A 13,487-nucleotide genomic window follows, 5' to 3' on the forward strand; every position below is an offset into this window, starting at 1 on the left:
TTGTTTTTGGTCGAATAAGATTAGCAGATTATCGATTAATCCTATCTTTCAACTTACTTTCAAAAAATTGCACTTGATTTTAGAATTGGCGAAATAAAATTCACAATTACTCTCCAAACTTAGCAAATTCGCATATATTAATAAAATATCATTCTTTTCAATTTAATTTTAGTCCCTACATTGTAAGCTATGCAATAAAAGATTTTTTTGGAGGTTTAGTGTGAGCAAGCATGATAGTGAAATAAGCACAGAGGGTCTAACATTTTTAGAAGATGGTGAAGTTTTATATGATGATTTATATCTTTTAAGTGAAACAGATGAAAAAGGTATTGTTGAATATGCAAGTGATTCTTTTTTAAAAATAGCAAATCTACATAGAAATGAGTTAATTGGTCAGCCTCATAATGTGGTTCGGCATCAAGATATGCCAAGAGCTGCTTTTAAGTCTCTTTGGGGTGATGTACAAGCAAAAGGTTTTTGGACTGGTTATGTTAAAAATGCAAGAAAAGGTGGAGGATACTATTGGGTGTATGCGACAGTTCTTCGCTCAGTTGATAAGAATGGAAAGACTAAATATGTTTCTATCCGTGTTAAACCATCTCGTGAAGATATCAAAAAAGCTCAAGAGCTTTACGCAACTCTAGATTAGAATCCAAAGGAATTAGATAATGGCATTAATGAAAAAACACACTTCAAGTTCATCTTCAGCTGCAGTATTAGAACAAAGTAATGGTGGGGGAGATAAAAGACGACAAAGAACACTAGCAAAGCAACAACAAATTAGTGAAAGCATTGCCGGTGTATCTATGACAATTTTGGAAAATGCACAAGAGAGTGTAAGTGCTATTGAAGAGCTAAAATCTTCAATGGAGCAAATTGCAACTGCTGCTGAAGAAAATAGTGGTGCAAGTGAGCAAGCTCTAGGAAATGTAAAAGAAATTGATAACAACATTAGTAGAATGAATTCTACTATTGATACTGTTATATCATCTACACTCTCTACAGGTGAAAATATTATGGCATCTGTTGGAAAAGTAAATGATTCAGTAGGAAGAATGGCAACAGCCGTGAAAGTTGCTCAAGAATCATCTACAAAGAGTGAAGAGCTTAAAATTTCATCTCAGAATATTGGAGATGCTGTTGGATTTATCGCAAAGATTGCAGATCAAACAAATCTTCTCGCACTTAATGCAGCTATAGAAGCATCTCGAGCAAAAGAACATGGTAAAGGTTTTGCCGTTGTTGCTGATGAGACTCGTGCACTAGCCGGAGAGAGTGAGAAAAATGCTGAATTTATTTCTGAACTTGTTACTAAGATTCAAGGAAGTATAGACAATATAATTCAAAGCATTGGTGATACAACTACAACTATTTCAGCTAATGGTTCTAAAGGTAATCTGTTAAGCGGAAAAATGGAAGAACTTACAAAAATAGCTGTTTATTCTGTTGAAGCTGCTAGAAGCGTAAATACATATACTCAAAGACTTGGTGATTTTGTTGTTAAAATTAACAATGGTTCTCAAGATATTGCTGCAGCATCAAGTGAGATTGCATTATCAGTGGAAAAAACTTTAAATGGTATAGATATTCAGTCAGATGCTCTTGCTCAAACAGAAAATGACATCAAAGAACTTTCAAATCAAGCAGAAGAATTAAAATACTCTACTGATACTATGAAGTCTGCTGAAGATATCGCTTTAAGTGCTGATACTATTGGTGGTTCAATGGAAGACATTCAAAATGCTCTTGAAGATGTAACTAGTGCATTAAATCAGATAGAATCTTCGTCACACACTACAAATAAAAGTGCTATTAAAAATAAAGAGCTTATAGAAGCTGGTATAGATGCAGCAAAAGATATAGATAAGTTAATAGAAATAGCTAGAAGAAATTTTGACCTTTTAAAAGTTTCATTCAATGTTGTTAAAAATACAGTAAGTGAGATTAGAGGAGCTTTTAGTGACTCTATAGTTCAAGGTAATAGCGCAGCAAGTGAGTTAAATGTAATTGTTAAAGAGACTAGAAATGTTGACAAGACAGTTGGAAATATTTCTAACTCTATTGTTCAATTAAATATGCTTGCAATTAGTGGTTCAATTGAAGCTGCACGTGCAGGTGACTTTGGAAAAGGTTTTGCAGTTGTTAGTGCAGACATTAGAAACTTAGCAAAAGACTCAGAGTCAAATACTGATAAAATCAATGATATTGTAGAGTCAATGAATTCTGAGATAGATATTGTTAGAACTGACTGGAATAACCTTTTATCATCTCAAGGAAATGAACAGTCTCTTATAGATGTTTTAATTAATGATATTGTAAAAATTACAGATATGCTCGTCGATCTTTTAGATAGATATACAGGTTTAAAAGCTGTAAATGATCAAAATCTAGAAGGTATGAATCAAGTTGTTATTGGTATTAGTGAGATTCAAAAAGCAGTAGAGCTTAGTGCAAGAAATGCTATGGAATCTCGTAAAGCAAGTGAACTGATTATAGAAACAGTTTCACACATTGGTGAAGGTGTAGAAGAATTGGCTGTAATGGCGGATGAGCTTCAGCAAGGGTAAATCAAGATGCAACAAATCCAAGAGATTTTAATTATCAAAAATGCTCAAGAAAACTATGGTATTTCTACAGAAGATATTAACCAGATTTCTAGAGTTCCATCGCTTATGTGTTTGCCTTTAAGACCATATGGGACAAGAGGGCTTTGTGCAGTTGGCGGAAGCATAGTTAGTATGCTTGATGTAAATCTTTTGTTAGATGTCTCTGAAGTTGACGTAGAAGCAAGTAGCAGCAGACTTTTAAGTCTTAATGGAGATTTATCATCAAATGCACTTTTAGTAAGTGAAGTTTATAATACCGTAGATATAATTGAAACAAATATAGAGTATATAGATAATGGTAGTGATCCTGTAATCGCTATATATAAATATAAAGATTCATTAGTTCAAGTTTTATCTTTAGAAGCTCTTATCTCAAAGATATCGAAAATTAATATAAAAGCTAAAGAAGTTCATAGTGGTAAAATAAAATATGTTGATACAAAGGAAGAAAACTCTACAAAATTTTTAATTTTTGCAATGTCAAATGAAAAGTTTGCACTCAATATTGATTTTTTAAGAGAAATAATCCTTGCAGATGTAAACTATACTGATATTTCTGGAAGCGCACAAGATTTACTTGGACTTATCACCCTAAGAGAAGAATTGATTACTGTGATAGATCTACGTACATATTATGGATTTAACTGTGATAGGAATGATAAAAATAGAATTCTAATCACTTCATTTGGTGATGAGACTATAGGGCTTTTAGTTGATGACATTATTGATATTAAAAGTTTTGTTGACAAAGATATAGAGTATATGAGAGATAGTTTTGATGATAGAAAAATTTCTGGTGTTATTCATGATGAAAACTCACTGATTTCTTTCTTTGATGAAGAGGTATTAAAAGTAATCTTTTCTAAAAATAGTTCTTATCTTGAGTCTACAACCAAAGGCGAAGTTATAGAAGAAGAAGCATCATTAATAGCTCAAGAAGTTATTATATTTAAACTAGCAGGTAAAGAGTATGCCTTTGATGTTGTGTTTGTATCTGAAATTATAGATATTGTAAAGTCTACAAAAGTAGCTTATAGTAATGAAGATGTAGATGGTGTTATTAATATTAGAGGTCAAATAGTTACAATCGTATCTCTATTTAAAAAGTTATCAATACCTACAAAGATAAATGAAGATTCAAAAATTATTGTTTGTGAAATTGATGATTCAAGAATAGGTTTTGTTGTTGATAGTATAAGTGATATTATGGATATTAAAACTGATGAAATAAGAAATCAGGATGATGAGCTTTTTAGTAAGGTTTTACATTTAGACAATGGAAACAGATTAGTATTATCTATGGATATTCAAAAAATAGTAATAAGCTAGGAGAAATAGTGGCAAAAAAAATACTTATAGTTGATGATTCTGCACTTGTTAGAAAACAATTAAGAGAAATCATATCAACACTAGATTATGAAATTGACATAGCTAAAAATGGTCAAGAAGCTGTTGATAAAGCAACACAAGTTCAATATGATGTGATTACTATGGATATAAACATGCCAGTTATGGATGGTATAGAAGCAGTTAAACAAATTATGAACAAAAAACCGACTGCAATACTTATGGTAAGTTCTCTTACCACACAAAATGCAAGTATCACAATGGATGCTATAGATTTGGGTGCGATTGATTATATATCAAAACCAGGAACTATGAATGTTGGTAAAAATGAGAATAGAGATGAAATACTGCAAAAAGTGAAATCTCTAAGTAGAATTCCAAAAAGAAGACTTCAAAAAAACAATGCTAGACCTACTCAAAGAGAAAGAAAAGTATTAGTTAAAAATATAGAACAAACAAGCGACTCTAGAGATATAGAAAAAGTAGTTCTTATTGGAGCTTCAACTGGAGGGCCAGGATTAATAGAGCAGATATGTTCATCTTTACCTCAAGATTATAAATATCCGGTTTGTATTGTTCAGCATATGCCAGAGCAGTTTACAAAAACATTTACAGCTAGACTTGATCGCTCTAGTGTTTTGAATGTTCATGAAAGTGCGCATAATATGGAGCTACTACCAGGAAATATTTATGTAGCTCACGGTGGAGTTCATATGAATTTTTCTAAAAAAGCCTCTGGAAAGATAGTCATTCGTGAAGATAAAAATAAGGGTGCAAATTTCTTTCAACCAAGTGTTAACGATATGATGCATAGTGCTTTAAATGTTTTTGATGGCCCTAATATTATTGGTGTAGTCCTAACTGGTATTGGTGATGATGGTGCTAATAGTATGGTCGAGCTTAAAAAAGCTGGGGCATATACTCTAGGTGAAAATGAAGAGAGTGCTACAGTTTATGGAATGCCAAAAGAAGCTTACGATCGTGGTGGTGTATCTGAACAAATGAGCTTTGCAAATATACTTAAAAAAATAGTAACACTAAAGTAACAGGAGAGACTTATGGCTTTGATTAAAAAACATGTTAAGCAAGAGGTAGAAGAGTTACCAAAATTTTCTATTCTTGAAGAAGCAATTACTTATTTTGAATCAAGCAGTAATCATGATAATAAAGATTATGCCATAGAAGAAATTGCTAAATTTGATGAAGCAGGAGAGTATCTAGTCTCTTGTATAAAAAAAGAAGATATTGATAAAAGTTTTCTAACTAAGATAGCCTCTGTTTTATCAACACTTGATCCTGAAGATGCTCCTATTGAAGAGATAATGGAGTTACTTAAAGAAGATAATGCATATATAAGAAATTTGGCAATATCTATACTTAGAGACTTCGGAGATGCAATAAAGTACTATATCGTTAAGTTTCTAATTGGAGAAGATAGAGATTTAAGAATATTTGCTATTAATGTTTTAGGAGATGTTGATTTTGCTGAGTCTAGGGATATGCTAGTTGAACTTTTAGAAGATGAAGAAGATATCAATGTGGCGATGACAGCAGTAGATTATATGGCTGAGATAGGAGAAGAAGAAGATATAGAACTTTTGGAGTCTTTAAAAGCAAGATTCAATAATGAATTCTATGTAGAGTTCGCAGTTGATGGTGCTATAAAGATGATTAAGGGTTAATGATGGCATATCTTTTATCCAAAGAAAACTTTTTAAAGATGAGTGAATATGTCTATAGAAAGAGCGGTATATATTTAGAAGCAGAAAAGCATTATGAAAAGATTGCTAAGTATATAGATAATAGAGTTGCTACTCTAGAACTTGATAATTTTAGAAAGTACTTTTTTAAACTACGTTTTGAAGATAAAGATGGAGAAGAATTTCAAGCATTGATGAATGGAGTAACTGTAAACGAAACATATTTTTACAGAGAAAAAGATCAGTTTGAAGCCTTAGTTAATAAAATATTACCAGATCTTCATAAGACTTTACCAGCTTCTAAAACTCTTCGCATCTTATCCTCACCATGCTCTACTGGAGAAGAGCCATATTCTATTATACTTCACATAGTAGAAGAAGGCAAGGTTGTTGAGCAAAGAGATATTGAAGTTGTTGGTATAGATATAGATTCTACTGTTATCGAAAAAGCTAAACGGGCTAAATACACTGAGCGTTCTATTCATGCTATTCCAAAAAATGTTCTATCTAAATGGTTTAAGAAAAAAAGTTTAGGTTATGAGCTTGGTGAAGACTTACAAGGAAGTGTTGATTTTCAAGTAGCAAATGTATTTGATAAAACACAGATGAGAAATCTTGGAAAATTTGATGTAATTTTTTCAAGAAATATGCTTATATATTTTGATGATGCATCTCGAAAAGAGGTAGCAATGACATTTTATGATATGCTAAATCCAGGTGGTTATGTCCTATTAGGGCATGCAGAGTATATGAGTAGAATAGTGTCAGTGTTTAAAGCAAAAAAAGTAGATAACACTTTAATTTATCAAAAATAAAATTTAAAATAAGGAAAATAGATGCCATTAGTAATATTTGTAGATGATAGTGAGACAGCCTTAGCGTCAACGAGAATGGTGACAAACTCTATGCCAATAGAAGTTAAACAATATACAGAAGCACAAGTTGCTTTAGCCGAGATTCAAGCAGGTATGACACCTGATTTAATTATTACAGATCTAAATATGCCTGTAATGAATGGTTTTGAGTTTTTAGAAGAACTTAGAAAAGTTCCTGCAACTAAAAGAACACCATGTCTTATGTTAACAACTGAGACAAAAGCGGAACTAAAACAAAAAGGTAAAGCTTTGGGACTTACTGGTTGGATAGTAAAACCATTTAATCCAGCACAATTAAAGCAAGCTATAACAAGAGTTTTAAGGTTAACATAGTGGAAAATAAGACTAATATGTTTTCTTCTATCAGTGAACTTCTCTCGCATATAAAAGAAGTAGAGCAAGAGACTATACAAATTTCTCAAGACTCTATGTTAATGCTAAGTTCATTTATTGAGAAAAACTCTATTGAGTTAGATGAGAGTGCTGCAAAAGGATTGCAGTATCAAGATATTATATCTCAACAATTAACTTCAACTATAGAAGCAATAGACAGTGTTCAAAAAGCTATAGAGATTTATCAAAATGCATATAACTCTGATGAGAAAATTGCTAGTAATAGTATTGAAAAACTTCATGTTAAACTATCTAGCACTCTTCAAATAGCAAAAGATAGAAAAGACGCATTTTCTGGTAAACTAGGTCATGAAGATGAAACCGACGAAATAGAATTTTTTTAGGAGATATTATGCCAACAATTATGGTCGTAGATGATTCAAAAACAGTGAGAAATTACCATGGAGCTATTATCAAGGCACAAGGGCTTGATGTTGTAGAAGCGGAAAATGGAATGGAAGCATTAGAAAAGAGTCTAGATGCAAAGATAGATCTGTATTTAGTAGATGTTAACATGCCCATAATGGATGGTTACTCATTTATTAGTGATCTTCGTAAGCAGTCTAGTCATAAAACAGTTCCTGTAATCATGGTTACAACTCAGGCAAAACCTGAAGATAAAATTTCTGCCTATAAAGTTGGTGCAAATCTATTTGAAACAAAACCGATTAAACCTGACTTACTTCAGTCATATATAGATATTTTAGTTAAAAGTTAAGAGAAGGAGAGCTTATTATGGACCCATTATTAGAACAGTTTTTAAACGAAGCTAGAGAAAACTTAGCATTTATAGACCAAAATATCGAAGATATTGGAGGATCTGACCCTGAACTATTAAATTCAGTATTCCGCGCAGCACATACTTTAAAAGGTGGTAGTGGGATAGTTGGTTTTGATAGTGTAAGAGATATTACTCATCACGCTGAAGACTTGCTTGATATGCTAAGAGATGGAAGACTAATATTTGCTGATGGCATGACAGAAGCTCTTTATGATGCTTTTGATGAAGTCTTAAATCTTATCGAAGCAGCAGAAGAGACAGAGGGAATAGTAGAAGCTGATGAAGATAGACTAAATGAGATTATCACATCCTTAAGTGCTCAGATGGGTAAAGAAGTGGAATCAGAATCTTGTTGGGAAGTAGGCTTTTTACATGTTGAAGATGTACAGAGTGTAGTAAATATACCTTTAAATACTTTAAATGGTGTTTCATCACAAAAGCTATCTTTTAAGAATAATGACTTAGATGAAGAGTTTTGTTCGAAGAATAATTTTTATGCTGTTGTATTTGATATAGATGAATCATGTATGGTTTATGGTAATGATCCAATATATACACTTTCTCTATTAGGTGATAAAGTTCTTGGTGTTCATTCTTGTATGAGTGATGATAATGCAAGATCCGTTTTGAGTGGTACAGAAGATGAAGATGGACTTCTTTTAAAAGTTCAACTCACTACATTCATAAAAGCTACTTTTGAAGAGATTGAAGATGCATTATTTAACTTTATAGATGAGCTTCAGTTTTTACCTTTAGATGTTTGCACTTTACTATCTGTAAATATTGGCGAAGCCGGTCATAAAATAGATTCGCTAAAAGAGCTTAAGAATATTGCCCAAGACTTAGAATTATCTAGCATAATAGAAGAAGTGAAAAGATCTATGGAATTGATTGGTGCTGACACTCTTCAACATGCACAACTACAAAGATTTTTAGATATTAGTGGATTGATAGATGATAGAGATACTAAAAAACTTTCTGGTTTCTTTGATAATCTGTATAAAGGTGAAGTTTATCAACCCGATGCTAATATAGAAATAAGTAGTGATGAAGTTCAAGTTGAAGAAGAAATCGAAATTGAAAATGTTGAAGAAATCTTTGAAGATGAAGTAAATATAGAATCTGATGTAAAACCTCAAGTTGCTATAGAAATGACTGAAGATATTTCAAATACTGTTAAAAATATACAAGAACAACAACTACAAGCAATTGAGTATATTCAAAGTGATGATGATTTAGAACGTATAATAGTTATGATGGAAAAGATTAGAAAATTTGTACCGGAGATGCCATTAGAGTTTGCTTCAGAAGATGATGTGAAATCTTTCTTAGAAAAGCAAATTGGAAGTCCAGCTACAAAGGTAAAGAAAACAGAAGTAAAAACATCACCTAAAGTTGAAGATGAAGTTAAACCTGAAATAGTAGTGGAAGTTGTTAAAGAGAAAGTAAAAGAAGAAATTATTGAAGAAATTGTAGTCCCAGAAGTAACTAAAAAAGTAGAATCTAAAAAAGCTGAGACAAAAAAAGCTGAGACACAAAAATCAGTGGTTGGAAAAACAGTTAAAATCGACCAAGAATCAATTGACTCTCTTATGAATGTTGTTGGTGAACTATTAGTTGCTAAAAACTCTCTTCCATACTTAGCAGACAATGTTGTAGGTATGACACAAGAGACTATTAAAAGAGAGATAATGGATAAATATATTTTTATAAATCGTCTCTCAGAACAGCTTCAAGATTTGATTATGAGTATGCGAATGTTACCTATATCTTATGTCTTTGATAGATACCCTAAACTTGTTCGTGATATTTCTAAAAAACTTGGTAAAAAAGTTAAGTTAGAAATGGATGGTGGTGAGACTAAGTTAGATAAAAATATGATTGAGATGTTAGCTGATCCAATGATTCATATTATGAGAAACTCACTTGATCATGGTATTGAGATTCCTGATGTTAGAGAGAAAAAAGGTAAAAGTGCTAATGGTAATGTTACTCTTAAAGCCTTTGCCCAATCTGATAAAATTATTATTGAAATTAAAGATGATGGCGCTGGTATAAATGTAGAGAGAGTTGCAAGTAAAGTTCTTGAAAAAGGTTTGATGACTCCTGAGCAGATAGATGCACTTACTGAAGATGAAATGTCTGAATTAGTTCTACTTCCTGGACTATCAACAGTTGATGAAATAACTGAATTTAGTGGACGTGGTGTTGGTATGGATGTTGTTAAAAAGTCTATTGAAGGCTTTGGTGGAAGTATAGGTATAAAAACTAAAGCAAATCATGGAACTCTTATAACTTTATCTATTCCTATGTCTTTAGCTGTTACATCTCTTCTTCATATTCAGATGAATAATATTCATTATGGACTTCCAATGGATAGCGTTAGTGAAACTGTTAAACTAGAACGTTCAGAGATAGAGTATCTTCATAATGAGCCTTTTGTATACATTAGAGGTGAGGTTATTCCGCTTTTGTTTGTTAAGGCTATGTTAAATACAGAAGTAAAAGAAGATGAACCACTATCAATTGTTGTATTAAATATTAAAAATAATCTTTTAGCAGTAGTTGTTGATAAGTTCTTAGGACAATTAGATGTAGTTCAAAAACCTTTAGTAGGAATTATGGAAAATCATCCTCTCTTTAGTGGAACAGCACTACTTGGAAATGGACAAATAATTATGGCTATTGACCCGATAGGTCTTTTAGGTATTTCACAAAAATTAAAAGAAGATATTGCTGTAGTAGCATAAAAAAGGGTTTAGGAATGATGGATTTAATAGTTTTTAATGTTGGGAGTAGTAGATACGCTTTAAATATTGAAAATATACAAAGAATTATTCAAATAGTTGAATTGACTGAGATACCAAGTGCTCATGAGTTAATAGATGGAATGATTTCTTATGAAAACAGTGTGGTAAAAGTTTTAAATTTTAGAAAAGTTATAGGTCTTGCTCCACATGAAGATGAAAACAAAAAACTTGAAGATTCTTCTTTAAAATTACTTTTTTATGAAAATGGAGCTGAACATTTTGCTATAAAAGTTGATTCTATAGATGATATAGTACATGTTGAAGATACTCAAATAATGAATAGCACGGAAGAAAAAAGTATTAGTGAGTATTTAAAACTATCAGGTGTTTTAGATATAGATGGTGTTTTAATTAATGTAATTAAAACATTAAAAATACCAAGTTAATTTTATATCAGGAGTTTATAATGGCAATAACATATGAAGAATATACTGCAACATTTGAATCTGTAATTTATGAAGATGAAGTTGCATCGTTTCGAGATTTTTTACAAGCTAGTGCCCCAAATGAGGTTATACTTGACTTTAATGAATGTGAAGATGTTCACTTGGCTGTTTTACAGCTTGTTATGGCATATCATAAAAATTATCCTCTTTCATATAAGTTTGGGGATAGTAAAAAACTTTTTCAACAAGTTTTAGAAGGATTTGATACTAGTGAAAACCATTGTAATTAGTAATCGTAAAGGCGGATCTGCTAAAACAACTACAGCTGTAAATATAGCAAGTGGATTAGCAAAGCATGGATCTGTTTTACTTTTAGATTTTGACACTCAAGGACATGCTTGTATAGGTGTAGGATGTGAGCCTAGTGAAGATTTAGGAGTACATTCTATATTTACTGGACATACTCTTAGTGAGACTTTTATCCCAACTGTGCATGACAACTTGACTCTATCTCCAGCCTTAGCTTTTTTTGATGTATATGAGTACTCAGATTTAAGAGGTGTTTTAAAGACTCGTTTTAAAAGAGAAAATATTGCAGATTTTTTTGACTATTGTGTGATTGATACTCCTCCAACCTTTGACGCTCTTTTGAAAAATTCTTTAGAAGTTGCAGATGCTGTTGTTATCCCTTTTGTTCCTCATCATTTAGGTGTTGTTGCTGTTGGGCAGATGCTAAGAGCTATATATCAAAGTTCATCTGTATTAGGACGTGAAATTGCCGATATATCAATATTACCTGTAATGTATAATCCACATATTAATGAGCATAAAGAATCTCTTTCAAAAGTAAAAACATCTTTTGGTGAGGAAAAATTACTCTCTCCCATAGGTGTAGATATAAAACTTGCTAGACAGTTTGAGTCTGGCTCACCCATTGTTTTAGATGAGAAAAGATCAAAGGGTATGAAAGATTACAATAGATGTGTACAAGAACTTCTAACTAGGATAACAAGATGAAAATATTAATTGTTGATGATAATGCAAATAACCGAATGATATTAAAACTTCTTCTTCAAGATTACGAAGAAGAACATAATATAGAATTTATTATTGATGAAGCTAAAGATGGTTTAGAAGCTGTACAAATGTGTAAAGATAATTCTTATGATATTGTTATGATGGATATAATGATGCCTAACATGGATGGCATCGAAGCAACCAAAATTATTAGAGAGACAAATTCAGAAGTTATGATTATTGCAGTATCAGCTGTTGATGATAGTGAAAGAAAAAATGAGATCTTAAATATTGGGGCAGAAGACTATATTCCTAAACCTGTGAATGCTAATATTTTTTCAAGTAGGATAAAAAACTATATAACTCTTATAGAAGCTAGAGGACATGAAAAAATAAATAGCAGAAATTTGAATCTATTTACAAATGAGATATATTCAAGACATACAAACTTCATTATAAAATCAGAAGATTCATTATCAGAATTTTGGGAATTTTTCCTTTTGAATGCTAGAATAAAAAATGAATCTTTAAGTGATGTTGTTAGAACTATTTTTAATATTGCAGAAGTCCAGATTAAACTTTCTATTGAAAGTGCTATCTACATAGAAGAATCAGATGAATCACAATTCTTTACACTGACTAGAATTGATAAACTACCAAAAAATACAGTGGAGCTTATAGTTAGAAAAAATAAGCATGAGGCTGAATACAAGATAGATAATTCAAAAATATCTTTTAAACTTTCTAAAGTTTACGCTAAAGAGGAAAGTGAAGATATATATGTTAAACCTATTGCTTCTGTAGTAGTAGAGAATGAAGATAGTCCCATAGCATCTCCTATAGAATATTCATCACAAAAACTAGTAGTATTTGACTATGTTGAAGGCGAGGACCTTTTTGATTTAGAAGAATACTCTACTAAATTAGCTTCATTGATGTTAGTTGTTGGTACTGGTGATATATCTGAAGAAGAAGTTATGGAGATATATAGCTATTTAGAAAAATTAGGTTCAATATTATCTACATATACTGAAGTATATGCAATATCAAATGCACTTACAACATTAGCGTACGAGATGTCTCAATACACAGAAGAATTTATTAAAAACTCCTCTGATTTGGGGACTATGTGTAAGGCTTTTAGTAATGACCTTTCAACATGGATTCAAATGTCATTTCACAGTGGTGCTCCAAGTGCTGATTTTATGAATGATACAATTGTAGTTAATTGTGAAACAATTAGTGGAATGCTTAAGATTAATGATAATGCTGGTGATTCTCTTGATGATTTAGACGATATATTTGATTTTTAAAAAGGAAACTGAATGTATAAAGTAAAAGTAGAAAATGTTTGTAGATGTTTTTTAAAAAGCGGAATGGCAGAGAATCTTGATTTTGATACAGAAGATAAAGCTAAAGAAAAAGCTCAAAAAATGATAGAAAAGATGCAAGCAAACTTTTGCAAAAAACATGAATTTTCTATTAATGAGCAGTTTGGAGATTTTACTATTTATATAAAAGATAGAGTATAATTTTTTTTAAATATTAAAAGAGTGTAATGTTATATAATAC

General features: G+C 31.3%; 15 protein-coding genes. All 15 read left to right on the forward strand.

What is annotated here, in order from left to right:
• Nucleotides 1-220: 220 nt before the first annotated feature.
• From QZZ48_RS10080 to QZZ48_RS10150, 15 genes are read left to right on the forward strand one after another with little or no spacing between them, the layout of a single operon-like run.
• Nucleotides 221-649 carry a PAS domain-containing protein gene (locus QZZ48_RS10080; RefSeq protein ID WP_294965185.1) on the forward strand — a complete coding sequence of 143 codons (429 nt, stop codon included), beginning with the start codon at nucleotides 221-223 and terminating at the stop codon, nucleotides 647-649.
• A gap of 19 nt (nucleotides 650-668) precedes the next feature.
• The gene (locus QZZ48_RS10085; RefSeq protein WP_294965187.1) at nucleotides 669-2,567 is read left to right on the forward strand and encodes a methyl-accepting chemotaxis protein; all 1,899 of its coding nucleotides are present in this window, start codon (nucleotides 669-671) and stop codon (nucleotides 2,565-2,567) included.
• 6 nt (nucleotides 2,568-2,573) lie between these two features.
• A complete protein-coding gene (locus QZZ48_RS10090; RefSeq protein WP_294965190.1) occupies nucleotides 2,574-3,935 on the forward strand; it encodes a chemotaxis protein CheW in 1,362 nt (453 codons plus the stop codon).
• 8 nt (nucleotides 3,936-3,943) lie between these two features.
• Nucleotides 3,944-4,999 carry a chemotaxis-specific protein-glutamate methyltransferase CheB gene (cheB, locus tag QZZ48_RS10095; protein ID WP_294965193.1) on the forward strand — a complete coding sequence of 352 codons (1,056 nt, stop codon included), beginning with the start codon at nucleotides 3,944-3,946 and terminating at the stop codon, nucleotides 4,997-4,999.
• 12 nt (nucleotides 5,000-5,011) lie between these two features.
• Complete coding sequence (locus QZZ48_RS10100; protein WP_294965196.1) at nucleotides 5,012-5,635, forward strand: HEAT repeat domain-containing protein; 624 nt, start codon at nucleotides 5,012-5,014, stop codon at nucleotides 5,633-5,635.
• A 2-nt stretch (nucleotides 5,636-5,637) separates the two neighbouring features.
• Nucleotides 5,638-6,468, forward strand: coding sequence for a protein-glutamate O-methyltransferase CheR (locus QZZ48_RS10105; protein ID WP_294965198.1), 831 nt, complete (start codon nucleotides 5,638-5,640; stop codon nucleotides 6,466-6,468).
• Nucleotides 6,469-6,489: 21 nt separating this feature from the next.
• On the forward strand, nucleotides 6,490-6,861 hold the full coding sequence (locus tag QZZ48_RS10110; RefSeq protein ID WP_294965201.1) for a response regulator: 372 nt from the start codon (nucleotides 6,490-6,492) through the stop codon (nucleotides 6,859-6,861).
• Entirely contained in the window at nucleotides 6,861-7,265 is a 405-nt protein-coding gene (locus tag QZZ48_RS10115; protein ID WP_294965204.1) for a hypothetical protein, read from the forward strand. Before QZZ48_RS10110 ends, QZZ48_RS10115 begins: the two co-directional genes overlap by 1 nt.
• A gap of 8 nt (nucleotides 7,266-7,273) precedes the next feature.
• Complete coding sequence (locus tag QZZ48_RS10120; protein ID WP_294965207.1) at nucleotides 7,274-7,639, forward strand: response regulator; 366 nt, start codon at nucleotides 7,274-7,276, stop codon at nucleotides 7,637-7,639.
• A 17-nt stretch (nucleotides 7,640-7,656) separates the two neighbouring features.
• Nucleotides 7,657-10,452, forward strand: coding sequence for a chemotaxis protein CheA (locus QZZ48_RS10125; RefSeq protein ID WP_294965210.1), 2,796 nt, complete (start codon nucleotides 7,657-7,659; stop codon nucleotides 10,450-10,452).
• A 14-nt stretch (nucleotides 10,453-10,466) separates the two neighbouring features.
• Complete coding sequence (locus tag QZZ48_RS10130; protein ID WP_294965212.1) at nucleotides 10,467-10,898, forward strand: chemotaxis protein CheW; 432 nt, start codon at nucleotides 10,467-10,469, stop codon at nucleotides 10,896-10,898.
• Between the two features lie 20 nt (nucleotides 10,899-10,918).
• Nucleotides 10,919-11,188, forward strand: a complete 270-nt coding sequence (locus tag QZZ48_RS10135) for a hypothetical protein (RefSeq protein WP_294965214.1) — start codon at nucleotides 10,919-10,921, stop codon at nucleotides 11,186-11,188.
• Complete coding sequence (locus QZZ48_RS10140; RefSeq protein ID WP_294965217.1) at nucleotides 11,169-11,915, forward strand: ParA family protein; 747 nt, start codon at nucleotides 11,169-11,171, stop codon at nucleotides 11,913-11,915. The genes QZZ48_RS10135 and QZZ48_RS10140 overlap by 20 nt, the downstream gene beginning before the upstream one ends.
• The gene (locus QZZ48_RS10145) at nucleotides 11,912-13,228 is read left to right on the forward strand and encodes a response regulator (RefSeq protein WP_294965220.1); all 1,317 of its coding nucleotides are present in this window, start codon (nucleotides 11,912-11,914) and stop codon (nucleotides 13,226-13,228) included. Before QZZ48_RS10140 ends, QZZ48_RS10145 begins: the two co-directional genes overlap by 4 nt.
• 12 nt (nucleotides 13,229-13,240) lie before the next feature.
• Nucleotides 13,241-13,447: a hypothetical protein gene (locus QZZ48_RS10150; protein ID WP_294965222.1), complete on the forward strand. Its 207-nt coding sequence runs from the start codon at nucleotides 13,241-13,243 to the stop codon at nucleotides 13,445-13,447.
• Nucleotides 13,448-13,487: the final 40 nt, after the last annotated feature.

Source organism: Sulfurimonas sp. (genome assembly GCF_016744025.1).
Classification (GTDB): domain Bacteria; phylum Campylobacterota; class Campylobacteria; order Campylobacterales; family Sulfurimonadaceae; genus Sulfurimonas.